The sequence below is a fragment of the Achromobacter spanius genome, assembly GCF_002966795.1.
In the GTDB taxonomy this organism is placed as follows: Bacteria; Pseudomonadota; Gammaproteobacteria; order Burkholderiales; family Burkholderiaceae_B; genus Achromobacter; species Achromobacter spanius_D.
The window spans coordinates 3,672,428-3,696,913 of sequence record NZ_CP023270.1 but is presented as its reverse complement, the minus strand read 5'-3'; the positions used below and the strand labels follow the sequence as shown (position 1 = coordinate 3,696,913).

The 24,486-nt window shown below is 66.6% G+C and carries 17 protein-coding genes; 6 read left to right on the top strand and 11 right to left on the bottom strand.

What is annotated here, in order from left to right; all coding sequences use genetic code 11:
• Window positions 1–7: 7 nt before the first annotated feature.
• The 7 genes from CLM73_RS16580 to CLM73_RS16550 all read right to left on the bottom strand — a co-directional run bounded on the left by CLM73_RS16580 (window position 8) and on the right by CLM73_RS16550 (window position 8,991).
• Entirely contained in the window at window positions 8–1,270 is a 1,263-nt protein-coding gene (locus CLM73_RS16580) for a nitrate- and nitrite sensing domain-containing protein (RefSeq protein ID WP_105239367.1), read from the bottom strand.
• A gap of 42 nt (window positions 1,271–1,312) precedes the next feature.
• On the bottom strand, window positions 1,313–2,089 hold the full coding sequence (gene cobA, locus CLM73_RS16575) for a uroporphyrinogen-III C-methyltransferase (protein WP_105239366.1): 777 nt from the start codon (window positions 2,087–2,089) through the stop codon (window positions 1,313–1,315).
• Between the two features lie 12 nt (window positions 2,090–2,101).
• Window positions 2,102–3,850, bottom strand: a complete 1,749-nt coding sequence (locus CLM73_RS16570; protein ID WP_105239365.1) for a bifunctional protein-serine/threonine kinase/phosphatase — start codon at window positions 3,848–3,850, stop codon at window positions 2,102–2,104.
• An 11-nt stretch (window positions 3,851–3,861) separates the two neighbouring features.
• The gene (locus CLM73_RS16565; protein ID WP_056562246.1) at window positions 3,862–4,674 is read right to left on the bottom strand and encodes a formate/nitrite transporter family protein; all 813 of its coding nucleotides are present in this window, start codon (window positions 4,672–4,674) and stop codon (window positions 3,862–3,864) included.
• A 49-nt stretch (window positions 4,675–4,723) separates the two neighbouring features.
• Window positions 4,724–5,074, bottom strand: coding sequence for a nitrite reductase small subunit NirD (gene nirD, locus CLM73_RS16560; protein WP_105239364.1), 351 nt, complete (start codon window positions 5,072–5,074; stop codon window positions 4,724–4,726).
• Entirely contained in the window at window positions 5,074–7,635 is a 2,562-nt protein-coding gene (gene nirB / locus CLM73_RS16555) for a nitrite reductase large subunit NirB (RefSeq protein ID WP_105239363.1), read from the bottom strand. The genes nirD and nirB overlap by 1 nt, the downstream gene beginning before the upstream one ends.
• A 408-nt stretch (window positions 7,636–8,043) precedes the next feature.
• Complete coding sequence (locus tag CLM73_RS16550) at window positions 8,044–8,991, bottom strand: LysR family transcriptional regulator (protein WP_105239362.1); 948 nt, start codon at window positions 8,989–8,991, stop codon at window positions 8,044–8,046.
• A 361-nt stretch (window positions 8,992–9,352) separates the two neighbouring features.
• On the opposite strand from CLM73_RS16550, the gene CLM73_RS16545 reads away from it, so the two are divergent.
• Entirely contained in the window at window positions 9,353–10,975 is a 1,623-nt protein-coding gene (locus CLM73_RS16545; protein WP_105239361.1) for a GMC family oxidoreductase, read from the top strand.
• 69 nt (window positions 10,976–11,044) lie between these two features.
• Here the strand turns inward: CLM73_RS16545 and cfa are convergent, their stop codons facing one another.
• Entirely contained in the window at window positions 11,045–12,235 is a 1,191-nt protein-coding gene (gene cfa / locus CLM73_RS16540) for a cyclopropane fatty acyl phospholipid synthase (protein ID WP_199778154.1), read from the bottom strand.
• A 327-nt stretch (window positions 12,236–12,562) separates the two neighbouring features.
• Here cfa and CLM73_RS16535 point away from each other — a divergent pair, with 327 nt between their 5' ends.
• The 3 genes from CLM73_RS16535 to greB all read left to right on the top strand — a co-directional run bounded on the left by CLM73_RS16535 (window position 12,563) and on the right by greB (window position 15,029).
• Entirely contained in the window at window positions 12,563–13,495 is a 933-nt protein-coding gene (locus CLM73_RS16535; protein ID WP_105239360.1) for an alpha/beta fold hydrolase, read from the top strand.
• 69 nt (window positions 13,496–13,564) lie between these two features.
• Window positions 13,565–14,410, top strand: coding sequence for a 3',5'-nucleoside bisphosphate phosphatase (locus tag CLM73_RS16530; RefSeq protein WP_105239359.1), 846 nt, complete (start codon window positions 13,565–13,567; stop codon window positions 14,408–14,410).
• 67 nt (window positions 14,411–14,477) lie between these two features.
• Window positions 14,478–15,029, top strand: coding sequence for a transcription elongation factor GreB (gene greB, locus CLM73_RS16525; protein WP_105239358.1), 552 nt, complete (start codon window positions 14,478–14,480; stop codon window positions 15,027–15,029).
• A 179-nt stretch (window positions 15,030–15,208) separates the two neighbouring features.
• Here greB and CLM73_RS16520 read toward each other — a convergent pair whose 3' ends face one another.
• The 3 genes from CLM73_RS16520 to CLM73_RS16510 form a co-directional block, all read right to left on the bottom strand.
• On the bottom strand, window positions 15,209–16,237 hold the full coding sequence (locus CLM73_RS16520; protein ID WP_105239357.1) for a DctP family TRAP transporter solute-binding subunit: 1,029 nt from the start codon (window positions 16,235–16,237) through the stop codon (window positions 15,209–15,211).
• 85 nt (window positions 16,238–16,322) lie between these two features.
• Window positions 16,323–17,621, bottom strand: a complete 1,299-nt coding sequence (locus CLM73_RS16515) for a TRAP transporter large permease (protein WP_105239356.1) — start codon at window positions 17,619–17,621, stop codon at window positions 16,323–16,325.
• Window positions 17,618–18,160: a TRAP transporter small permease gene (locus CLM73_RS16510; RefSeq protein ID WP_105239355.1), complete on the bottom strand. Its 543-nt coding sequence runs from the start codon at window positions 18,158–18,160 to the stop codon at window positions 17,618–17,620. The genes CLM73_RS16515 and CLM73_RS16510 overlap by 4 nt, the downstream gene beginning before the upstream one ends.
• Window positions 18,161–18,521: 361 nt before the next feature.
• Between CLM73_RS16510 and purL the strand changes: the two genes are divergently transcribed.
• Together purL and CLM73_RS16500 are read left to right on the top strand one after the other, a co-directional pair.
• Window positions 18,522–22,571 (top strand): phosphoribosylformylglycinamidine synthase, encoded by a 4,050-nt coding sequence (purL, locus tag CLM73_RS16505; protein WP_105239354.1) that lies wholly within the window; start codon window positions 18,522–18,524, stop codon window positions 22,569–22,571.
• Between the two features lie 224 nt (window positions 22,572–22,795).
• Complete coding sequence (locus tag CLM73_RS16500; protein WP_105239353.1) at window positions 22,796–24,424, top strand: methyl-accepting chemotaxis protein; 1,629 nt, start codon at window positions 22,796–22,798, stop codon at window positions 24,422–24,424.
• The last annotated feature ends 62 nt before the right edge of the window (window positions 24,425–24,486 follow it).

Sequence of the window (24,486 nt, the reverse complement as noted above, 5' to 3'; positions counted from 1 at the left end):
CGGCGATTCAGTTGCCGCCCAACTGCGCAATGATCTGCCGCGCCACGTCCGCCAGCGACAGGCCGCCGTCCATCGCCGCGCGTTGCAGGCGTTCATGCGCCGCCTGCTCGGTCAGGCCATAGCGGCTGATCAGCAGCAGCTTGGCGCGGTCGATGCGCTTTCTGTCGTCCAGCGCGCCCCGCACGCTGGTCAGCGCATCGTCGGCGTGCTGCATGCGCAGCGTCTGTTCGCGCATCATGTCCAGGATCGACCGTTCCAGTTCGCTGCCCACGCCGTCCTCGGGCGGCACGTCCAGGATGCGGCTCTGCACGCTGAACACCATGCTGGGGGCGCGGCCGCTGGCGTGATCGGTGTAGCGGCTTAGCAGCAGGCGGCGGTCGTCCAGTTCCTGACGGGTGTCGGCGATGCGCCGGGCGCATTGCTGCGCCAGCTCCTGCGCCAACTGTGTTTCGACGCTGCGCATGGCGTCGATGCGCGCGGTGCACAGGTCAAACCACAATTCGGCCAGGCCGCTGTCGACACGCTGCGCGTCCGACGTGTGCTGCGCCATGTCGCGCATGCGTTGTACCGGCTGCGCCTGCTGCTGAACCTGGTCCCAGGCCTGCAGCGGCGCGCCTTGCGCGTATTGCGTGTAGACGCCGAAACTGCGCGCCTGGTTGGCCGCCAGGCCCAGCATGCGCGCCTTGCGGGCGTCGTCGAACCAGCCGGCCGTAAAGCCCATGACGCCGCAGGCGCGCTCCTGGCCGCTCAGTTCCTTGCCTTGCATGAAATTCAACAGTGCCACCAAGAGGCGTGTGACATCCGGATCGAGCGAAGAGTCGGCGGCTTCGAAGACCACTGCCAACAGGCTGCCGATTACCTGGGTGAAGCGGGTATCGGCATCCTCCACCTGAATGCGGCGGTCGCGGACCTCACGGCGCAAGGCCGGCAATTCGTCCAGGCGGAATAGGGCGTACGCAATGCAATTGAGCAGACGCGCGCGGCTGCTGCCGGCCGCGGTGTCGGCCTCCAGCCCGTCCAGGAATGCGCGCACGTCGGCTTCCACGACCTGCGCGTCGCTCGACAGGCCGGCCAGCGCCGGCTGCAGCCGGTCGGCGGCGCTGCAAAGAGTCAGGTTGGAGTAGCCGCGCTCTTTTTGCAGCGTATGCACGAGCGCGCTGATGCGCAGCACCAGGTCGCACGTGGCGGCCAGGATTTCCAGGCCCTGGAGCTCGCTGCGGCGGGCGGCGAGCAGAAAGCGCAGCGGCGGCGGCATGTGGCGTTCGGCCATCGGAATCTCTATGCGGGGTGAGGCGCGGTGTCTTTTCGGAAATCAGGCCGTCCGGCGTTGCGGCGCCATCGCGCCTGCTGCGTCGTCCAGCACGCCGAACATCCGGCAGGCGGCAACCTCGCCGATGACCAGCACGGCCGGGCTGCGTAACTGGAAGGCCTGGGCGTCGGACGCCATGCCGGCCAGGGTCGATGCACAGACCCGCTGGCCGGGAAGCGACGCGCGCTCGATCATCGCTACCGGCGTGTCCGGGGTCATCCCGGCGGCGAGCAACTGGCGGGTCATGTCGTGCACCTTTGCCACGCCCATGTAGACCACCAGCGTCGTGCCGCTGCGCGCCAATCCGGACCAATCGGGCGTTGCGCCGTCCTGCGAATGCGCGGTGATGAGTGTAACGCCCTGCGCCATGCCGCGCTGCGTCAGCGGGATGCCGGCAGACGTGGCCGCGGCCAGCCCGGCGGTAATGCCGTTCACGATCTCACAGGCGACGCCGTGATCGCTGAGCCACTGCGCTTCCTCGCCGCCACGGCCAAAGATGCACGGGTCGCCACCCTTCAGGCGCGCCACGCGCAGACCCTGGCGGGCGTAACGCAGCATCAGGCGTTGGATGAAATCCTGCGGCGTGGAGCGGCAGCCCCCGCGCTTGCCCACGCGAACGATGCGGGCGTTCGGGCAGTGCTGCAGGATTTCGGGGTTGACCAGGTCGTCGACCAGGACGACGTCGGCGCGGGCCAGCGCCTTGACGGCTTTCAAGGTCAGCAGCTCGGGGTCGCCGGGGCCGGCGCCGATCAGGGACACGGTGGGATTCGTGGCGGGCATGGTCGTCTCGTATCAGGTGTTCAGGGCCTGGATCACGATCACGATGGCCAGGACAAGGCACAGGCCTTTCCAGAAAGCCACCGGATTGCGTTCCAGCAGGGGCAGTCGTTCGCCGCCGCGCACGTCCGGCGGATTGCGCAGCGCGTGCGTGAATTCGGACAGCTCGGGCGTGCGGTGCTGCGGGTCGGGATGCAGGGCGCGGCTGAGCACGCTGTCGATCCAGGCCGGAATTTCGCGTTCCCGGTCCAGCACCGACACGTAGGTCAGACGCAGTTGCGCGGCGCGGCTGCGCGAGCGCGCCACGTTGGCGCCGTACGGCAGGCGGCCGGAGAGCATCTGGTACAGGATCGCCGCCAGCGAATAGATGTCGGACCGCGCCATGCCGGCTTCGCCCAGAAAATATTCGGGCGCCGCATATTGGGCGGTGCCCAGCACCGGCATGGCGTCGTCGCCATCCGCACCGAGTTCCTGGATGCCGGCCGTGCGGGCCGAACCCAGGTCGATGATCTTTGCCGTGCCGTCGGGCGTGATCAGGATGTTGTCCGGCCGCAGATCCTGATGCACGATCTCCAGCCGGTGAAAGGCCTGCAGGCCGCGCGCGATCTGCTCGATGATGGCAATTGCCGGTTCCAGCGCGGGACGCGGATTGGTGGCCATCCATTGCGTCAGCGTGCGGCCTTCGATGTATTCGCTGACGGTGTAGAGCGAGCGGCGCTGCCGCGTGCGCGGCCAGGCCCGCACGACGTGGCGGCTGTCGATGCGGCGCGCCAGCCATTCCTCGGTCAAGAGGCGTTCCAGATAGGCGGGATCGTGCCGCAGGTCCAGTGACGGAATCTTGATGACGACGGTGTCGCCGCTGTCGAGGTCTTCGGCCAGATAGACGTGGCTGCGGCTGCTGGCACGCAGCTCGTCGGTGATGCGAAAGCCTTCGAACATCTGGCCCACGTCCAGCAGCGGCGGGCAGGGCAGGCTGCCGGAGTACTGGGCCAGTTCGCCGGCCTGGCGCGCGGGCAGGGCGTCAACGCGCACGATCTGGATGGTCAGGTTGTCGTCGCTGCCGCGGGCAAGCGCTAGCGCGACCAATGCGCGCGCGGCGGCGTCCAGATCGCCGGTATGGGCGGTGACGGCCTCACGCAGATCGTCGTCGCCGACATGCTCGTACACGCCGTCGGTCGCCAGCAGGAACACGTCGCCCGGTTCCACGGCCTGCGTGTGATAGTCGATCTCCAGGTGCGGCGCCAGGCCCAGCGCGCGGCCCAGATAGCTTTTGTCGTGCGCGACCCAGACGCGGTGGTCCTCGGTCAGCTGCTCGACCACGCCGTCGCGCAGACGATAGATGCGCGCGTCGCCGATATGCAGGATGTGCGCGGTGGCGCCCTTGAGCACCATCACGGTCAGCGTGCAGACGTAGCCGCTGTCCTGATCCTGCCCGTGGCGCTGGCGGCTCTGCGAATGCAGCCAGGCGTTGGCTGCGCTCAGCACCTTCTGGGCCGACTTCTTCACGGACCACGTTTCGGGCGTGCAGTAATAGTCTTCCAGAAAGCTGGCCACGGCCGTTTCGCTGGCGATGTGGCTGACGTTGCTGCTGCTGATGCCGTCGGCCAGCGCGATGGCGATGCCCTTGGCGCCGAGCAGCGGCTCGCCCGGCACGCACAGCCCGTGGAAGTCCTGGTTGACGGACTTGACGCCGGGATCGGTGTGCTGGCCCACCGCCACTTTCAGCGAGGCGGTGGGCGAAGCGGCGGGCGTGAAGCTGTCCATGCCGGGGCGTATCAGTTGAAGCGGCGCTTGGGCGCGGTCTTCATGTGCGTCGTGTAGAGCGTCAGGCCCGTCAGCGAGATCCCGCCGATCAGGTTGCCCAGCACCACCGGGATTTCGTTCCAGATCATGTAGTCCATGATCGAGAAGTTGCCGCCCATGATCATGGCCGACGGGAACAGGAACATGTTGACGATGGAGTGCTCGAAGCCCATGGCGAAGAACAGCATGACGGGCATCCACATCGCGATGACCTTGCCGCTGACGGTGGTGGAAATCATGGCGCCCACGACGCCCAGCGACACCATCCAGTTGCACAGCACGCCGCGGATGAAGATCGTCAGCATGCCGCCCGCGCCGTATTCCTTGTAGCCCAGCGTGCGGTCTTCGCCGATGTGCGAGATGACCTGGCCGACCTTGTTGGGCGGCACCGAAAAGCCGTAGGTGAAGACGATGGCCATCAGCACGGCGACGGTCAGCGCGCCCAGGAAGTTGCCCACGAAGACCTTGCCCCAGTGCTTGAGGATGCCGCCCATCGTGACGCCGGGCCGCTTGTCGAAGAGCGCCAGCGGGGTCAGCACGAATACGCCCGTCAGAAGGTCGAAGCCCATCAGGTACAGGATGCAGAAGCCGACCGGAAAGAGCGCGGCGCCGAGGATGGGCGAGCCGGTCTGCACCGTGACGGTGACGGCGAAGACTGCGGCGATCGCGAGGATGGCGCCGGCCATGAAGGCGCGGATCAGGACGTCGCGGGTCGCCATGTAGAGCTTCGATTCGCCGGCATCCACCATCTTGGTGACGAATTCGGAGGGAGCTAGGTAGGACATGATGTTTCCTGTTGCTGTGCTGATGTGTTGAATACGTTTGCGGCGCCCGTCAGGCGATTTCGACCGCGTCGCCGTTGAAACGCGCCTGCCAGGTCTGCAGGCGCTGCTCGGGAAATTGCACGCAGCTGCCGTCGGCCAGCCGGAAGTGCTGCTTGTAGAGGGGGGACGCCACGACCAGGTCGCCGGCCAACTGGCCGACGATGCCCCGGCCGATGACGTTGGCGCCGGACTTCGGATCGCGGTTCGACACGGCGTACAGGGTTTGGCCCGGCGCGTCCGGCAGGTAGAACAGGGCGACCTGCGCGCCGTCGACCAGCGCGACCACGCCGGAATTGGCGACGAGATCCTGGCGGTCGCACGCGTGGCGCCAGGTGGGTTGGGTTTTGGGCAGGGCGGCCATCAGACGATCTCCTCGGCAATCGGGATGACGCGCTGTGCGGCGCGCGCCGGGGCCGGGCGGGGCTGGCCGCGTTCCTGCACGAACTGGATGTCGGGGTCGCCCTGGCTGTCGTTGACGAAGGTGCGGAAGCGCTTGAGCTTTTCGGGATCGCCGATGGCGTTGGCCCACTCGCATTCGTAGCGGTCCACCACCAGTTGCATCTGCGCCTCAAGCTCGGCGCCCAGACCCAGGCTGTCGTCGATCACGACCGCCTTCAGGTAGTCCAGCCCGCCCTCCAGCGACTCGCGCCACACCGACGTGCGCTGCAGCTTGTCGGCCGTGCGGATGTAGAACATCAAGAGGCGATCGATGTAGCTGATTAGCGTGGCGTCATCGAGGTCGGTGGCAAAGAGTTCGGCGTGGCGCGGCCGCATGCCGCCGTTGCCGCACACGTACAGGTTCCAGCCGTTCTCGGTGGCGATGACGCCGATGTCCTTGCTTTGCGCCTCGGCGCATTCGCGGGTGCAGCCGGACACGGCGAACTTCAGCTTGTGCGGGGCGCGCAGGCCCTTGTAGCGGTGCTCGATGTCCAGCGCCATCTTCACGCTGTCCTGCACGCCGAAGCGGCACCAGGTGCTGCCCACGCACGACTTCACGGTGCGGGTGGACTTGCCGTACGCGTGGCCGGTCTCGAAGCCGGCGGCGATCAGTTCCGACCAGATGCCGGGCAGCTCGTGCAGTTGCGCGCCGAACAGATCGATGCGCTGGCCGCCCGTCACCTTGACGTACAGGTTGTATTTCTTGGCGACCAAGCCGACGGCGATCAGGCCATCGGGCGTGACTTCGCCGGCCGGCATGCGCGGCACCACCGAATAGGTGCCGTTCTTCTGCATGTTGGCCATGAAGGTGTCGTTGGTGTCCTGCAGCGGCACCAGGTGCGGGTCCTGAATCGGCCGGTTCCAGCAGGACGCCAGGATCGAGCCGATGGCGGGCTTGCAGATCTCGCAGCCGACGTGGCCGCGGCCGTGGCTGGCCAGGACTTCTTCGAAGGTCTCGGCGCCACTGACGCGCACGATCGCGTACAGCTCCTGGCGGGTGTAGGCAAAGTGCTCGCACAGGCTCTTGTCCACCACGACGCCGCGGCTGGCGAGTTCGTGTTCGACCACCTGCTTGAGCAGGCCCGCGCAGCCGCCGCAGCCCGAGGCCGCCTTGGTGCAGGCCTTGACGCCGGCCAGGTCCGTACAGCCGCCGTCGATGGCGTCGCAGATCGCGCCCTTGTTGACGTTGTGGCAGGAGCAGATCGTGGCGGTGGCGGGCAGGGCGTCCACGCCCAGCAGCGGCGCGGCCTGGCCTTGCGGCAGGATCAGGCTGGACGGATCCGCGGGCGGCGCGATGCCGTTCTGCGCGTATTGCAGCAGCGTGTCGTAGTAGCTGTTGTCGCCCACCAGAACCGCGCCCAGCACGCGCTTGCCGTCTTCGGAGATCACCAGGCGGCGGTAGCTGGAGCCGGCCTCGTCGATGTACCGGTAGCTGCGCGAGCCCGGCGTGGCGCCATGCGCGTCGCCAATCGAGCCCACGTCCACGCCCAAGAGCTTGAGCTTCGTGGACATGTCGGCGCCCGAAAACGCCTGTTCGGGCGCGCCACAGAGTTCGGCGGCGACGATGCGAGCCATCTGATAGCCGGGGGCGACCAGACCGAACACCGTGCCGTTCCACGAGGCGCATTCGCCGATGGCGTAGATGTGCTCGTCGCTGCTGCGGCAGCGGTCGTCGATGGCGACGCCGCCGCGCTCGGCCAGCGCCAGCCCGGCCTTGCGCGCCAGGAAGACCTGCGGACGGATGCCGGCCGAGAACACGATCAGGTCGGTCTCCAGCGGCGCGCCTTCGGCGAAACGCATGCGGTAGCGGTATTGCGTGCCGGGCTTGATGTCCTGCGTGGCGCGCGACAGGTGCACGCCCACGCCCAGCGACTCGATGCGCGCCTTCAGCGCCGCGCCGCCGGCTTCGTCCAGCTGCACCGGCATCAGCCGCGGCGCGAATTCCACCACGTGGGCTTCCAGATTCAGCGACTTGAGCGCGTTGGCCGCTTCCAGTCCCAAGAGCCCGCCGCCCACGACCACGCCGCGCCGCGCGCCGCTGGCGGCTTCGCGGATCAGGTCCAGGTCGTCGATGCTGCGGTACACCAGACGCGAGTTGCCCTCGGCGCCCGCGATGGGCGGCACAAAGGGATAGGAGCCGGTCGCCAGCACCAGCTTGTCGTAGGCAAAGCGGCCATTGGCGGTGATGACTTCCCGGGCGTGGCTGTCGATGTCCAGCACGGGCTCGCCCAGGCGCAGCGACACGCCTTCGTGCTCATAAAGCGAAGCCTCGCCCAGCGCCATCGACTCGGCGTCGCGGCCATTCAGGTATTCGGACAGATGGACGCGGTCATAGGCGCGGCGGGTTTCCTCGCCAAAGATGGTGATGCGATAGCGCTCGAGTGCGCCGCGGGCGATCAATTGCTCGACGCAATGATGACCCACCATGCCGTTGCCGATGACAACCAGCGTCTGCAAGGAATCGGATGTGGCCGCTGCATTCATGGGATTTCCCCAGGCTTGGATTTTCGGATTTCAAAAGGCAAACGGCGCCCTGGACCTTTCGGTCGGGGCGCCATTGCCGGTACTGCTCACGTTGTCTTGCCGGGTCTGCACCCGCACATAGGCAATTAAGCAAAGTCCGTGCCAGGTATGTCGAAAGACGATCTAGCGGGGGGGAATCCGTTTGGATTCATAGGGAAAGCAGGGGCGGCGGCCGGACCGCGCGGCGACGCGGCGGGATCACGCCGGTTTATGCGCGTGCTTCGTATCGGTGCATAGACGTGTGCGGCCTGCACTCGTTTGGCGCAGCGCAACATGATTGATTGGTGGCGGTGGCTGGCGACGGCGGTGGCGGAGACAACATCAGGGGCTCGATAGCCGAGCGCCGATGGCCAATCGCGGAAAGGCAATTCAGGCGAAGGCCGCTCGAACCGCAGCGAAGGCCGCAGCCACCAGCGGGTCGTCGCGCCGCGCGGCCTGGGTGATGAACGACAGCTCGGCCTGGATCGACAGGCCCTTCACGAGCTGCAGGCCGCTGGACTGCGATTCGCGCAGCGCGATGGCGTCGCGCGCGAGGGACAGGCCGACGCCCGAGCGCACCAGATCAAGCATCGAGGCCTCCTGGTCCACCTCGGCCACCGCGTGGGGCGTGATGCCCAGCGCGTCGAACTTGTCGGATAGCAGGCGGTGATGGACCGAATCCGGCGGGGTCCAGATCCAGGGCAGCGCCGCGATCTCCGCCCAGCCACGGCCGGCGACTTGCGCGCTCCAGCTTTTGGGGGCGACGACGTAATAGGAAAAGGAAGCGAGTGATTGGGCGTGCAGACCGGATGGCTGGCTGCCGCGGGGAGGGCTGTTCCGCGGCTGCCCGTCCCGCGGTAGGCCGCCCCGCGCATCCTCGTCGCGGAGTTGAGGCCCCAGAAAGAACCCCACGTCCAACTCCCCGGTGCGCACCTGTCGGCCGACCGATCCCGACATGCCATGCCGCAGGGTGGGGCGGATCTTCGGATAATGCTCGACCAGATACTGCAGCGTCGCACCCAGCCGCAAGAATTCCGGGTCCAGGATCGTCCCCATGCGCAGCTCGCCCTGCACGGTATCGCGCAACGCACCGATGGCGCGCTGAAAGTCATCCAGCGCGTCCAGCACCCGCTGCGCCGCCGGCAACAACGCCCGCCCGTCCGCGTTAGGCGCCAACCCTTGCGCCGAGCGCGCAAAAAGCGTCAGGTCCAGCGATTCCTGGAAGTTCTTGAGCTGCAGGCTAAGCGCAGGCTGCGTCAAATGCAGATGCTCCGCCGCGCGCGTCAGATTGCCTTCCCGCGCGACGGCGGCAAACGTTCGGATGTGCTTCAGGTCCATGGATGCTTCCGGAAATCGGGTTGGAGGGTGTCAAACCCCCGATGCTGGCGGCGTCTCTTGGCATGCCGCCGGTGTCTGACACCCCCGCGCCGGCGTGCCGGCTTGACGACCGTCTCGCACGGGTGTCAGACACCTCATTTGGTCCTACAAAAACCGTGGGTGTCAGACACCTCGCCCCACGTCAGAAATCAACCGAGCATTATTAGAGACGCTAATAATCTCCTTTTCAACATTTCATTGGACAGCCGTCCCGTCCTGAGCGAGAGTCTTGCCAGATTCCCGGCGCGCATCCTATGCCGCAGCCGGGACCGCTCACCGCGCCGGCGTCCGTTTCGGGCCCGCGACTTGATAAGAAGAGCTTATGGAGACATACGACTACATCATCGTGGGCGCGGGCTCGGCCGGCTGCGTGCTGGCCAACCGTCTGAGCCGCGATCCCGCCGTGCAGGTGCTGCTGCTGGAAGCCGGCGGGCGCGACAACTATCACTGGATCCATATCCCGGTCGGTTACCTGCACTGCATTGGCAATCCGCGCACCGACTGGATGTACCGCACCGCCGAAGAGCCCGGACTGGGCGGGCGTTCGCTCATCTATCCGCGCGGCCGCGTGCTGGGCGGGTGCTCGTCGATCAACGGCATGATCTACATGCGCGGCCAGAAGCAGGACTACGAAGACTGGGCCGCGCTGTCCGGCGACGCTGCCTGGAGCTGGGACCAGGTGCTGCCGGTCTTCAAGCGCAGCGAGGACTACCACCGCGGCGCCGACGAGTTCCACGGTGCGGGCGGCGAATGGCGCGTGGAGTCGCAGCGGCTGCGCTGGGACATCCTGGAAGCCTTCGCCTCGGCGGCTGAACAGGAAGGGATTCCGCGCGTGCAGGACTTCAACCGCGGCGACAACTTCGGCAGCGGCTACTTCGAGGTCAACCAGCGCAGCGGCTGGCGCTGGAACACATCCAAGGCGTTTCTGCGTCCGGTGCGCAAACGCCCGAACCTGCACGTAATGACCGCCGCGCTGGCCGAACAACTCGAATTCGACGGTAATCGCTGCGTCGGCGTGCGCGTCAACCAAGGCGCCCGTACGCAGTCGCTGCGCGCGCGCCGCGAGGTAGTGCTGGCCGCCGGCGCCGTCAATTCACCGCACCTGCTGGAGGTCTCCGGCATCGGCGAGCCCGCGCGCCTGCGCGAAGCCGGTATTGCGCTGCGCCACGCCTTGCCGGGCGTCGGCGAGAATCTGCAGGACCACCTGCAATTGCGCGTCATCATCAAGGTGAACGGCGTCAAGACGTTGAACCGCATCGCGTCCACGTGGCTGGGCCGCGCCGGCATCGGGCTGGAATACCTGGTCAGCCGCAGCGGCCCGATGAGCATGGCGCCGTCGCAACTGGGGGCGTTTGCCAAATCCGATCCCGGCCAGGAACGCGCCAACGTCGAATTCCACGTGCAGCCGCTGTCGCTGGGCGCGTTCGGCGAGCCGCTGCACGGTTTTGACGCCTTTACCGCCAGCGTCTGCAACCTGCGTCCCACTTCGCGCGGCAGCGTTCACGCGCAAGGGCCGGCGGGTCAAAAGGGCTGCGAAGCGCCCGTCATCCGTCCCAACTACCTGAGCACCGACGACGACCTGCGCGTCGCCGCCGATTCGATCCGTCTGGTGCGCCGCATCGCCGCCGCGCCGGCCTTGCAGCGCTACCGGCCGGACGAATGGTTGCCGGGTCCGGCCTTCCAGACCGAAGAAGAATTGCGCCAGGCGGCCGGCAAGATCGGCACGACCATCTTCCATCCGGTGGGCACCTGCGCGATGGGCCGGAACGCCGACAGCGGTGCGGTGGTGGACGCGCGGCTGCGCGTGCACGGGCTGCAAGGCCTGCGGATTGCCGACGCCTCGATCATGCCGCGCATCACGTCGGGCAACACCAACTCGCCGACGATCATGATTGCGGAACGGGCGGCGGACATGATCCGGCAAGACGCGGGGGCGGGCCAATAGCCGTGCGCCAATGAAAACAAGCCGCCCGGTCAGGGGCGGCTTGACGATTCATGCGCGGACGCGAGGGCCTCAGCGCAGCGACCGGTACGTCTCGTGCCGCTGCGGATGCGTCAGTATCACCTGCCAAAGCTGTCCTTCGCGCGACCGGAAAAAGCCCGCGCAGCACATCAGGTAGTACTTCCACATCCGGTAGAACCGGGTGCCGTAGCGCGACTCCAGCTTGGGCCAGGCCTGCTCGAAGCGGTCCCACCACGCCATCAGCGTGCGATCGTAGTCGGCCCCGAAGTTGTGCCAGTCCTCGACGATGAAGCGGCCTTCCACGGCCGTCGCCACTTCGCGCGCCGACGGCAGCTTGCCGTTGGGAAACACGTAGCGGTCGATCCACGGATCGGTGCTCTGGCTGGTGGCGGCGATACCGATCGTGTGCAGCAGGAAAATGCCTTCGGGCGCCATCAGCCGCTGGACGTTCGTGAAGTAGGTGTCGTAGTTCTTGGGGCCGACGTGCTCGAACATGCCCACCGACACCACCTTGTCGAAACGGCCCTGAAGATCGCGGTAGTCCTGCAGCAGCAGCTCCACCGGCAGGCCTTTGACGCGCTCCTGCGCCAGCGCCAGTTGCTCCTTGGACACGGTCACGCCCGTCACTTTGACGCCATAGCGCTCGGCCGCGAACTTGGCCAGTCCGCCCCAGCCGCAGCCGATGTCCAGCAGCGTCTCGCCCTCCTTCAATTGCAGCTTGTGGCAGATCATGTCCAGCTTGGCGACCTGCGCCTCCTCCAGCGTCTGGGCGTGTTCCCAATACGCGCAGGAGTAGATCATCCGGCTGTCCAGCATGGCCTCGAACACGTCGTTGCCGGCGTCGTAATGCTGCTCGCCGACTTCAAACGCCCGATGCTTGGACTGAAGATTGAACAGCTTGTGGCGCAGGTGCTCGGCGATCAGCTTGATGCGTGCCACGCCCAGCGCCGCCGATCCCATGTCGGCGCGCAGCAGGCGCGTGAAGAGCTCGTCCAATTGCTCGCAGTCCCACTCGCCGTCCATGTACGACTCGCCCAGCCCCAACGACCAGCTGGCGAACACCCGCTCGTACATATGCTTGTCATGCACCTGCATGTCCCAGGGCCGCGAGCCGTTGATCTGCACGTCGGCGCGCGCCATCAGGTCCTGCAGGATTTTTGGGGGGGCGGGGGGAGGGGAAATGACGCTGGTTTGACCGGCAGGCTGCTCGGTCAGCGGGGTGATGGGACTGCTTTGCTGCATACGGACTCCATATCAATTTTGGGATGACTGATCTGGCAATGCCTGAAGCTTTTTACTGTGCGCCTTGAAAGGTGTGCAACTCCAATTTAATGATTAGATCGCGTCCATAGCCTGCGGCAATGTCCGGCGGGCGGGGTGTGCCGGGTTGGAAGCGGTCGCGCGGCGGCTGGGCAGGCGGCGCGTACCTGGCGTACAGAGGATGCAAGGATCGTAGCCACGACGGCCGCGATAGTCCAGAGCAGGCCGCACCGGCGTTGCATAACCGATAAGATAGCGGCCAAAGTGGCGCGGCCGTGCCGGCGCGCGCCGATCGTGGAGCCTATCGAAGTGGATGCCAGCCTGGAACCCCGTTTGGAATTCGTCACGTGCGCCAGCCCGGCGGGCCTGCACCGCATGGCCTATTGGGAATGGGGCGATCCCGCCAATGACCGGGTGTTGCTTTGCGTGCACGGCCTGACCCGCAGCGGGCGAGACTTCGACGCGCTGGCGCGCCGGCTGGCAGGCACGTACCGCGTGGTCTGCCCCGACGTGGTCGGCCGCGGCCGGTCGGATTGGCTGGTCAACCCGGCGTTCTACACGGTGCCGCAGTATGTGTCCGACATGGTCACGCTCATCGCGCGCCTGCGGCCGGGCAGCCTGTCGTGGGTCGGCACGTCGATGGGCGGGTTGATCGGCATGGCGCTGTCGGGCGCCGCCGCGTTCGCCAAGGCCATGCTGGCAATGCGCCCGCATGCCGGGATGCTGCCGCCCGACCAGGGCCTGCGCCTGGAGAAACTGGTGCTCAACGACGTCGGCCCGCGGCTGGAGAACGGCGCCCTGTCGCGCATCGGCCAGTACGTGGGCGCGCCCGGAGAGTTCGCCACCTTCGAAGAGGCCGTGGCGACGATGCGCGCCAATTCGGAAACCTTCGGCCCGCATACCGATGCCCAATGGGCCGAGCTGGCCAAATACCTGTATCCGCAGCAGGGAGACAAGTGGGTCAAGCACTACGACCTGGCCATCGCCCAGGCGCTGGCGGCCCAGACGCCCGAAGAACTGGCGGCGGGCGAGCAGATCCTGTGGCGGTCGTATGACGCGCTCGATTGTCCGGTCCTGATTGTGCGCGGCGAACTGTCCGACCTGCTGACGCGGGCCACCGTGGACGAAATGCGCCAGCGCAATCCGCGCGCCCGGGCGCTTGAAGTGGCGGGCGTGGGCCATGCGCCCACGCTCATCGCGGACGATCAGGTGAGTCCGCTGGCGGATTTTCTGCTGGCGTGACCGGACGGGCGGCTATGTGGGGACGGCACCGCGCTAGGCGCGTTGCCGGGCCTTCTCTACAATAGCCGCATGAAATCGCCCACCCTGAACATCGACCTGCATTGCCATTCCACCGTTTCGGACGGCGCGCTCGCGCCCCGGGACGTGGCGCAGCGGGCGTTCGCCAATGGCGTCGATGTCTGGGCGCTGACCGACCACGACGAAGTGGGCGGCATTGCCGAAGCCTCTGCGGCTGCCCAGGAACTGGGCATGCGCTTTGCCACCGGCGTCGAAGTCTCCGTCACGTGGGCCGGCCTGACCGTGCACATCGTCGGCCTGCGGTTTGATCCCACCAACGCGGCGCTGGTCGAAGGCCTGCGCAAGACCCGCTCGGGACGCGCCGAGCGCGCCAAGCGCATCGGCGACCGCCTGGCGGACATGGGCATGCCCGGCGCCTACGAAGGCGCGCTGCCGTTTGCCGGCAACCCCGAACTGATCAGCCGCACGCACTTTGCGCGATACCTGGTGCAAGCCGGTTATTGCCCCGACGTGCAAACCGTCTTCAACAAGCATTTGGGCGACGACTGCCCGGGCCACGTGCCCATGAAATGGGCCACGCTGGCCGACGCCGTGGGCTGGATCCGCGGCGCGGGCGGCCAGGCCGTCATCGCCCACCCGGGCCGCTACAAGTACACGCCGCTGCAGTTTGCCGCGCTGTTCGACGAGTTCCTGCAATTGGGCGGCGTGGGCATCGAGGTCAACACGGGCAGCCACACGGTGGAAGAAGCCCGCCAATACGCCGAGGTGGCGCGCCGTTACGGCTTTCTGGCCTCGCGCGGCTCGGACTTCCACAGTCCCAAGGAAAGCCGGATGGACCTGGGCCAGCTGCCGCCGCTGCCATCCGACCTGAAGCCGGTCTGGCACGACTGGTTCTGACGCGGGCGGCCCGCGCCGCTCATTCCGAAAGCTTCGACAGTGATCGCGCCATCGCGATGCAACCGCCATGAATAAAGCCTTTGTTAAAGAGTCCGACAACGACGACGACGACGATCTGCCGCAGGCCCAGGCGCTGCCGGCGGGCACCAAGAACTACATGACGCCCGAGGGCTACGAGCGCCTGCGCACGGAACTGACGCAGCTCATGAACGTGGAGCGTCCGGCCGTCGTGCAGGTGGTATCGTGGGCCGCGTCCAACGGCGACCGCTCGGAAAACGGCGATTACCTCTACGGCAAGAAGCGCCTGCGCGAGATCGACCGGCGCATGCGCTTTCTGACCAAGCGCCTGGATATCGCCGAAGTCGTGGACCCCACGGCCCAACCCAATCGCGACCAGGCCTTCTTCGGCGCCACGGTCGTCTACGTGGACAAGGCCGGCGAGGAACACACCGTCACCATCGTCGGCGTGGACGAAGCCGAACCCCTGGCCGGCAAGATCAGCTGGATCTCGCCGGTGGCGCGCGCGCTGATCAAGGCGCGGGAAGGCGACACGGTCGTGCTGCGGACACCGGCCGGGATTGATGAGCTGGATATCCTGGAAGTCAGCTACCCGGAATAGGACGGGTGACTGTCACCGATCATCCCCGGTGTCAGACACCCAAAAAGATAACGGGCGCCGGTTTGTGGCCGGCGCCCGTTTGGTGGGCGGGATTCTAGCGTCCCTGCCTCGGTTGGCGGCTTGCGCCGCCGGTTCCCCTGGGGCTTGCTGCGAACTTTTCGCGGTTTGCTTCTTGCGATTTACTTCTTGCGGTCAGCGATCGACTTTTCGGCCTTGGTGACCAGGTCCTCGCCGATCTGCTTCTTCCACTTTTCATAGACCGGCTTGGTCGCCTTCACGAAGGCGTCGTGATCGGCCTGCGACAGCGTCGTCACGGTCACGCCGTGGCCGGCGATTTCCTTGAGCAGCGACGGGTCTTCCGGCGTGACGCCCTTGCGTGCGATCACGATCTGCTGCTTGCCGGCGTCCAGCGCGGCCTGGCGCACGATGTCGCGGTCCTTTTCCGACCAGGAATTCCAGACCTCGCGGTTGACTACGAAGATCAGCGGATCGGCCACGTAGTTCCACAACGTCAGGTACTTCTGGCCCACGGTGTAGAGCTTGGAGCCCGTGTAGATCGACAGCGGATTCTCCTGGCCGTCGACCGCGCCGCTGGCCAGCGCGGGTTGCGCATCCGCCCAGCTCATCTGCGTGGGATTGGCGCCCAGCGCGGTGAACGTGTCGATGTACAGCGGCGATCCCACCACGCGCAGCTTCATGCCCTTCATGTCCTCGGGCCGCTTGATCTCGCGCTTGGAGTTGCTGACCTGGCGGTAGCCGTTCTCGCCCCAGGCCAGCGGCACCACGCCGGCCTTTTCGATGAGCTTGAACATGTCCTTGCCCACGTCGCCCTGCACCAGCGCGTCGATGGCGGCGTAGTCGGGCATCAGGAAGGGCAGGGAGAACAGGTTCAGCTGCTTGACCTGCGGCGACCAGTTGATGGTCGAGCCCACGGCCATGTCGATCACGCCCTGGCGGATCGCGGTGAACTCGCGGGTCTGGTCGCCCTGGACCAGCGAGGTGCCGGGGTAGACCTTGATGTTGATGCGGCCTTCGGTGCGCTCGCGCACCAGGTTCGACCAGATCTCGGCGCCCTGGCCCCACGGGAACGTGGTGCCCACGACGATGGAGAGCTTGTACTCGGGCTTGTAGTTCTGCGCATGTGCGGGCGCCATGCCCACCACGGCCGCCGCGCACAGCGCCGCGCCGATCAGGTTGCGGAATTTCATGTTGCGTCTCCTCTCTCTGCGAGTCTTTCTGTTGTTGTCATCCATGGCCGAGAACCCTTGCCGGGCCGGCCCCGTCCAGCCTCTCTCAATAACCCAGCTTGCGCGGCAGCCACAGCGCCAGTTCGGGAAACACCAGCACCGCGACCAGCACCAGGAACATCGCGCCCAGCAGCCACACCACCCAGCGCACGGTCGATTCCATCGGCACGCGCGCGATGCGGCACGACACCATCAGGTTCACGGCCAGCGGCGGGGTGAACTGGCCCAGCGCCACCTTCAAGGTCAAAATCACGCCGAACCACACCGGATCCCAGCCGTAGGCATTGGCGATCGGCATGAGCAGCGGCACGAAAATCAGAAAGATCGAGATGCCGTCCAGGAACATGCCCACGGTCATCAGCAACAGGATCAGCAGCGCCAGCACGCCCCATTCGCCCAGGCCGGAATTGACGATGGCATGCGTGATCGGGTCGATCACGCTCAGCGTCGACAGCGCCCACGCGAAGATCCCGGCCAGCGTCACCACCAGCATGATCACGGCGGACAGCTCGGCGGCTTCGCGCAGGATTTTGTACAGGTCGCGGAACTTGATGGTGCGGTGAATGAAGCCGCCCACGAACAGGCCGTAGAACACCGCGACGACGGCGGCCTCGGTCGGCGTGAACCAGCCCATCCGCATGCCGCCCAAAATCAGCACCGGCGCGGCCAGGCCCCACGATGCCTCGCGCAGGCTCTTCCAGAACGGCGGGCGGGGCAGGTGCGCTTCCAGCGCGCCCATCTTGTACTTGCGGCTCAGCCACACGGCCGGAATGATCAGCGCAAAGCCGGCCAGAATGCCGGGGATCATGCCGGCGGCAAACAGCGCGGGCACCGACGCGCCCGGCACCAGCACGGAATAGATGATGAACGCCACGGACGGCGGGATCAGGATGTCGGTGGCAGCGCCGGCGGCCACCACGGACGCCGAGAACGACCCGGGATAGCCGGCACGCGACATCGCGGTAATCATCACCGCGCCCACGGCCGCAGCGCACGCCGGTCCCGAGCCCGAGATGCCGCCCAAAAACATCGCCACTGCGATCGACACCAGCGGCAGCATGCCCGGACCGCGTCCGACGATGGCGATCGCAAAGTCCACCAGCCGCTTGGCCACCCCCGAGCGGTCGAAGATCGAGCCGACCAGCACGAACATCGGAATCGCCAGCAGCGGGTACTTGGCCAGCCCGGCGTAGAAATTCTGCGGCACCGTCAGCAGGCCATACCAGGGTGTGTCCAGGTTGGTCAGCACGATTGCCACCGTGCCGCCAATGCCCAGCGCCACGCCAACCGGCACGCCGATGATCATCAGGACGATGAAGACGGTAAAGAGGATCGCGGCGATCATCGCTGGGTTTCCTGGCCCGGGGCGCGCGCAATGCGGCGCAGGGTGCCCAGTGTGCGCAGCGAAATCGCGGCGGCCATGACCGGCAGCCAGATCGAATACCACCAGGTGGGCACGCCGATGGCCGGCGACGTTTCCTCGTAGATATATTCGTCATACACCAGCTTGACCGACAGCACGGTCAGCAGCACGAAGAAGCCCAGCACGCAGCCGTTCGAGATCAGCGCCATGATGCGCTGGCGCCGCGGCGAGCCCGAGTCCGCCAGGATCTCGATGCGAATGTGATGGTTGCGCACGAACGCCACGCTGCCGCCCGCCATCGTCAGCACGATCAAGAGGAAGACGGAGATCTCTTCCGTCCAGGCGAACGATTGATCGGTGAAGTAGCGCACCAGCACATTCAGGAACGTGATGATGGCCAGGGTCGCCAGCAGGATCACGGCCAGCCAGTCCTCGACGGCCAGCGGCACCTTGACGGCGGGATCTGCTTCTACGGGGATGATCGGTTCTACGGGCTCGGCGGGGGCTTCTGGGCGGGACATGTGAGGCAGCGGCCAGCGGGGGCGGGGAGAGGCGCTTTTCTTGTTGGTAGGGTCGCTGCATCCTACCGTCGCAGTGCCGGGGCAGGTCTTCGTGTTTTCCCGCAATGCGGGGTCGAAGCAACATGCTGCGCTGCATCAAGCGGCCAGCGCGGGAACGCGTCCGGGAGGGCAAAAGTGCCATCTTCCGTCCCGTGACGCCGTCGATATTGCTGTGCACCATGGCAGTGCGCGGCTCGCGGAATTCTTTTGTAACAATGGCCGAATCGGACCGCTGGAACACGCCGCCAACTTCGGCTCCGGGAAAACCCCTTAAGCAGGTAAAATCCCTTCTTTGCACCCCTCTTTATACGGCGCCCGCATCGTGTCCCTAGTTCAGCATCTGCCTGGTTCCTCCGTCCTGTCCTCCTTTCGACGTGATCGCCTTCTGGCGCAATTGAAGGAAGCCGGCCTGCCGGTGGCCGACATATCCGCCCGCTACGAGCACTTCGTCAGCACCGACGCCGCCCTGACGGCCGAACAGCAGCAGCAACTGTCGCAACTGCTCGACTACGGCACGCCCGCCTCGGGTGACGCGCCCGCCAAGAGCGTGTCCCTGCTGGTGATCCCGCGCCTGGGCACGATCTCCCCCTGGGCCAGCAAGGCCACCGACATCGCCCACAACTGCGGCCTGTCGTCCGTGCATCGCATCGAACGCGGCGTGCGCTATGTCATCACCCCTGAACGCGGCCTGCTCGGCGCCAAGTCTCTGGACGAAGCCATGCTGGCGCGCGCGGCCGACTGCCTGCACGACCGCATGACCGAAACCGTGGTGGACGCGAGCTTCGACGGCCAGGCCCTGTTCCAGCCGCTGGCGGGCAAGCCCATGCGCACGGTCGACGTCCAGACGCGCGGCGCCGATGCCCTGGTCGAAGCCAACACCACGCTGGGCTTGGCCCTGTCCGACGACGAGATCGAATACCTGGCCAAGTCCTTCACCGATCTGGGCCGCGATCCCACCGACGTCGAGCTGATGATGTTCGCGCAGGCCAACAGCGAACACTGCCGCCACAAGATCTTCAACGCCGAATGGGTCATCGACGGCCAGTCGCAGCCCAACACGCTGTTCGGCATGATCCGCGCCACGCACAAGGCGCAGCCGCAAGGCACCGTCGTCGCCTACTCGGACAACGCCGCCATCATGGAAGGCGGCCCCGCGCAGCGCTTCCAGGCCGGCGTACCGGGTCTGGCAGGCCAAGGCACTGACAGCGCCAAGTACATCCGCCGCGACACCACCGTGCATACGCTCATGAAGGTGGAAACGCACAACCACCCGACCGCGATTGCCCCGTTCCCCGGTGCGTCCACCGGCAACGGCGGCGAAATCCGCGACGAAGGCGCCACCGGCCGCGGCTCCAAGCCCAAAGCGGGCCTCACGGGTTTCACCGTGTCGCACCTGCGCTTTGACGACGCGCTGCAACCCTGGGAAGCCGATCACCACGGCCTGCCCGATCGGATCGCCTCGCCGCTGTCCATCATGATCGACGGCCCCATCGGCGGCGCCGCGTTCAACAACGAATTCGGCCGTCCCAACCTGCTGGGCTACTTCCGCTCGTTCGAGCAGACCGCCGGCGGCACGCGCTGGGGCTACCACAAGCCCATCATGATCGCGGGCGGCCTGGGCAGCATCGACGCCGGCCTCACGCACAAGGATGTGATTCCTCCCGGCGCGCTGCTGATCCAGTTGGGCGGCCCCGGTTTCCGCATCGGCATGGGCGGCGGCGCCGCCTCCAGCATCAGCATGGGCAGCAACTCGGCCGAACTGGACTTCGACTCCGTCCAGCGCGGCAACCCCGAAATCGAACGCCGCGCCCAAGAGGTCATCGACCGCTGCTGGCAGCAGGCCGAGAACAACCCCATCATCGCGATCCACGACGTGGGCGCGGGCGGCCTGTCCAACGCATTCCCCGAACTCGTCAACGACGCCGGCCGCGGCGCCATCTTTGACCTGAAGCGCGTGCCCCTTGAAGAATCGGGCCTGTCGCCCGCCGAAGTCTGGAGCAACGAATCGCAGGAACGCTACGTCCTGTCGATCCTGCCGCAAGACCTCGAACGCTTTGACGCCATTGCCCGCCGCGAACGCTGCCCGTACGCGGTGGTGGGCGTGGCCACCGAAGAACGCCAACTGCGCGTGGTGGACGGCGAAGGGCTGCCCGGCCTGGACACGATCCGCCCGCAAGGCGACGCCGAAGTGCGCCCCGTGGACGTGCCCATCGACGTCATTCTGGGCAAGCCGCCGCGCATGACGCGCGACGTGACGCGCCTGCCCGGCGTGTCCGAGCCTCTGGATCTGGCCGGCATCGACCTGACCGAAGCCGCCTACCGCGTGCTGCGCCACCCCACCGTGGCCAACAAATCGTTCCTCATCACCATCGGCGACCGCACCGTTGGCGGTCTGTCCAGCCGCGACCAGATGGTCGGTCCGTGGCAGGTGCCGGTTGCCGACTGCGCCGTCACGCTGGCCGACTACGAAGGTTTCCGCGGCGAAGCCATGTCGATGGGCGAACGCACCCCCATCGCCATGCTGGACGCCCCGGCCTCGGGCCGCATGGCCGTGGCCGAAGCCCTGACCAACCTGGCCGCTGCCGACGTGGCGCGCCTTGAAGACATCAAGCTGTCGGCCAACTGGATGGCCGCGTGCGGCGTGGCCGGTCAAGATGCCGCGCTGTATGACACCGTGTCCGCCGTCAGCGAACTGTGCCAGGCCACCGGCCTGTCCATCCCGGTCGGCAAGGACTCGTTGTCCATGAAGACCTCCTGGGAACAGGATGGCGAGCAGCGTCAGGTCGTGGCGCCCGTGTCGCTGATCATCACGGCATTCGCGCCGGTCGCCGACGTGCGCGCCAGCCTGACGCCGCAACTGCGTACCGACGCGGGCGACAGCGTCCTGATCCTGATCGACCTGGGCCGCGGCCGTCACCGCATGGGCGGCTCGATCCTGGCGCAGACCTACAACCAGATCGGCCAGACCGTGCCGGACATCGACGCGCCGCAAGACCTGCGCGCCTTCTTTGTCACCATCCGCACGCTGGCCGAAGCCGGCACCATCCTGTCCTACCACGATCGTTCCGACGGCGGCCTGTTCGCCACGCTGGTCGAAATGGCCTTTGCCGGCCGCACCGGCATCTCGGTCAACCTGGACATGCTGACCTTCGATCCGCAGTCGGCCGATTGGGGCGACTACAAGATCCGGCCGGAACAGGTCGCGGTGCAGCGCGACGAACTGACGCTCAAGGCCCTGTTCTCGGAAGAAGCGGGCGCCGTCATTCAGGTGCCGGCTTCGCAGCGCGACGCCGTCATGCAGGTGCTGCGCGGCGCGGGCCTGTCGGCCCACTCGCACGTCATCGGCGGCCTGAACGGCGCCGACGAAGTCGAGTTCTACCGCGACGGCCGCAAGGTCTGGGGCCAGCCGCGCGCCGATCTGGGCCGCGCGTGGTCCGAGGTCTCACACCGCATCATGGCGCGCCGTGACAACCCCGCATGCGCCCAGGCTGAACTGGACGTCTGGAACGACACCAAGGATCCGGGCATGAGCCCGACCGTGGCATTCGACCCGCAAGAGGACGTGGCCGCGCCGTTCATCAACACCGGCAAGCGCCCGCGCGTGGCCATCCTGCGCGAGCAGGGCTGCAACAGCCAGGTCGAAATGGCCTGGGCCTTCGACACCTCGGGCTTCGAGGCCATCGACGTCCACATGACCGACCTCTTGTCCGGCCGTCTGGACCTGGCCGAGATGCAGGGCCTGGTCGCCGTCGGCGGCTTCAGCTACGGCGACGTGCTGGGCGCCGGCGAAGGCTGGGCGCGCACCATCCGCTTCAACAGCAAGCTGTCGGACCAGTTCGCGGCGTACTTCGCGCGTCCCGACACCTTCGCGCTGGGCGTGTGCAACGGCTGCCAGATGATGGCCGCGCTGGCGCCCATGATCCCGGGCGCCGAGCACTGGCCGCGCTTCACGCGCAACCAGTCCGAAAAGTACGAAGCCCGTCTGTCGATGGTTGAAATCGCCAAGTCGCCGTCCATCTTCTTTGCCGGCATGGAAGGCGCTCGCGTGCCGGTCGCCGTGGCCCACGGCGAAGGCTTTGCCGACTTCTCCCAGCAGGGCGACGCCAGCCGCGTGCTGGCCGGCGCACGCTTCATCGACAACTACGGCCAAGCCACCGAAGCCTATCCGTTCAACCCGAACGGCAGCCCGGGCGGCCTCACGTCCGTCACCACGGCGGATGGCCGCTTCACGGTCATGATGCCGCACCCGGAACGCGTGACCCGCAACGTCATGATGTCGTGGGCGCCCGAGAAATGGGGCAATGCGGACAAGGGCGGCGCGTACAGCCCGTGGATGCGCATCTTCCGCAACGCGCGCGCCTGGCTGAAGTAAGCGTTTCGGGCTAAGCCCCGACAACCCAGCCACCGAAACCGCCGCGGCACGTCCGCGGCGGTTTTGCGTTGCCTGTCCGCAGCCTCGGCGATGCGCCCAGGCGAGGCGTGTCAACGCGCCGCGCGACACGTCGTCATGCGCATGTAACCCGGTGAAATATTTAACTTTTAATTGCATTGCGCCGTTAAGGGGATAGCTTTACGCAACCCCCGGAGTGGCTTTCAATGTTCAAGAATTTAAGTATCCGCGCAATCCTGACGACCGCCTTGGCCGTCTTCTTTGCACTCTTTCTGGTGACCGGCATCGCGGTCTACCAGCAACTGACGTCCAACCGCACCTCAATCGAGGTGATGCTGGACACCAACTTGGTCCGCGCCAATTCGTTGGACGATGCAGCTGCCGAGCTGTTGCGCGCCCGCGTGGTGCTGCTGGCAGCGCAGAGCGCGCTGCTGGAAGGCAAGAGCCTGGAAAACATGGCCAGCATGCAGCGGCTGGATGGCTACGTCACCAAGGCGACCGGTCTGATCGACGCGGCGCGGAAATTGCCCGAGACCTCGCCGCAGGGCAAGCCTCTGTTCGATGCTGCTCTGGCCGCATACGACGTCTATGCGCGTGACGCGATCGTGCCGCTGGTTGCCGCCATCCGCGCCGGCAACGCCAAGGAAGCTGGCCGCATCAATCTGGAGAAGGTCACGCCGCTGGGCATCACGTTCACCCAGTCCATTCAGCAGTATGTGGACTTTGCCGACGAAGTGGGTCAGCGCGTCGCACGCGAGTCTGCCGCCCGCATCAACGCGGCAATCGTCTTCCTGATCTGTCTGCTGGTCGTGGTGGCCGCGCTGGTCGTGGGCCTGTATGTGGTCTTCGGCCGTGCCGTCTTCCGTCCGCTGCATGAAGCCGGACGCCTGTTCGACCGCATCGCCAGCGGCGACCTGACCAACCGCATCGAGCAGCGCGGCAACAACGAAATCGGCATCCTCTACGGCGCGGTCAAGCGCATGCAGGACAGCCTGGCGCGCACGGTGTCGGCCGTTCGTCTGGGCGTTGAAGAAATCCACACCGGTTCGCGCGAAATCGCCGCCGGCAACATCGACCTGTCCTCGCGCACCGAGCAGCAGGCCGCCTCGCTGGAAGAAACCGCAGCCAGCATGGACGAACTGTCCTCCACCGTGAAGAACAACGCCGACAGCTCGCGCAGCGCGGCGCAACTGGCGATGGCGGCGTCGGAAGTCGCCACGCGCGGCGGCCAGGCCGTCGGCGACGTGGTGGGCACGATGCGCGGCATTGCCGACAGCTCGCACCGCATCTCGGATATCGTCGGCGTGATCGACGGCATCGCCTTCCAGACCAACATCCTGGCGCTGAACGCCGCGGTCGAAGCCGCGCGCGCCGGCGAGCAGGGCAAGGGTTTTGCTGTGGTGGCCAGCGAAGTGCGCGCGCTGGCGCAGCGCAGCGCGGCTGCCGCCAAGGAGATCAAGGGCCTGATCGACGACTCCGTGCAGAAGGTGTCGGTAGGTTCGGACCAGGTGGAGGCCGCTGGCGCCACCATGCAGGAGATCGTGACGTCGGTGCGCCGCGTGGCGGACATCATCAACGAGATCTCCAGCGCGTCCGAGGAGCAGTCGCAGGGCATCGAGCAGGTGAACCAGGCCGTGTCGCAGATGGACAGCGTGACGCAGCAAAACGCGGCGCTGGTCGAAGAGGCCGCGGCCTCGGCGGCATCGCTGGAAACGCAGGCCCAGCGCCTGCGCGACGCGGTTGCGGTGTTCAAGCTGCAATCCGGCCGGGTGATCGACGCCGAAGCCCCCGCGCTGGACAACCGCGGCGGCGAGCCGGCGCTCATCGGCGCCTGATTCCGCCCGGCGAGGTTACGCACCAACAAAAAGCCGGCCTGAAAGGCCGGCTTGCACGTACC

Excerpts from the sequence above, each read along its gene's own strand:
- CLM73_RS16520 (WP_105239357.1), bottom strand. The coding sequence starts at position 16,237 with ATGAAATTCCGCAACCTGATCGGCGCGGCGCTGTGCGCGGCGGCCGTG.
- CLM73_RS16510 (WP_105239355.1), bottom strand. The coding sequence starts at position 18,160 with ATGTCCCGCCCAGAAGCCCCCGCCGAGCCCGTAGAACCGATCATCCCC.
- nirD (WP_105239364.1), bottom strand. The coding sequence starts at position 5,074 with ATGGCCGCCCTGCCCAAAACCCAACCCACCTGGCGCCACGCGTGCGAC.
- cfa (WP_199778154.1), bottom strand. The coding sequence starts at position 12,235 with ATGCAGCAAAGCAGTCCCATCACCCCGCTGACCGAGCAGCCTGCCGGT.
- CLM73_RS16515 (WP_105239356.1), bottom strand. The coding sequence starts at position 17,621 with ATGATCGCCGCGATCCTCTTTACCGTCTTCATCGTCCTGATGATCATC.
- CLM73_RS16500 (WP_105239353.1), top strand. The coding sequence starts at position 22,796 with ATGTTCAAGAATTTAAGTATCCGCGCAATCCTGACGACCGCCTTGGCC.
- CLM73_RS16530 (WP_105239359.1), top strand. The coding sequence starts at position 13,565 with ATGAAATCGCCCACCCTGAACATCGACCTGCATTGCCATTCCACCGTT.
- cobA (WP_105239366.1), bottom strand. The coding sequence starts at position 2,089 with ATGCCCGCCACGAATCCCACCGTGTCCCTGATCGGCGCCGGCCCCGGC.
- CLM73_RS16545 (WP_105239361.1), top strand. The coding sequence starts at position 9,353 with ATGGAGACATACGACTACATCATCGTGGGCGCGGGCTCGGCCGGCTGC.
- CLM73_RS16570 (WP_105239365.1), bottom strand. The coding sequence starts at position 3,850 with ATGGACAGCTTCACGCCCGCCGCTTCGCCCACCGCCTCGCTGAAAGTG.
- greB (WP_105239358.1), top strand. The coding sequence starts at position 14,478 with ATGAATAAAGCCTTTGTTAAAGAGTCCGACAACGACGACGACGACGAT.
- CLM73_RS16565 (WP_056562246.1), bottom strand. The coding sequence starts at position 4,674 with ATGTCCTACCTAGCTCCCTCCGAATTCGTCACCAAGATGGTGGATGCC.
- CLM73_RS16580 (WP_105239367.1), bottom strand. The coding sequence starts at position 1,270 with ATGGCCGAACGCCACATGCCGCCGCCGCTGCGCTTTCTGCTCGCCGCC.
- nirB (WP_105239363.1), bottom strand. The coding sequence starts at position 7,635 with ATGAATGCAGCGGCCACATCCGATTCCTTGCAGACGCTGGTTGTCATC.
- CLM73_RS16550 (WP_105239362.1), bottom strand. The coding sequence starts at position 8,991 with ATGGACCTGAAGCACATCCGAACGTTTGCCGCCGTCGCGCGGGAAGGC.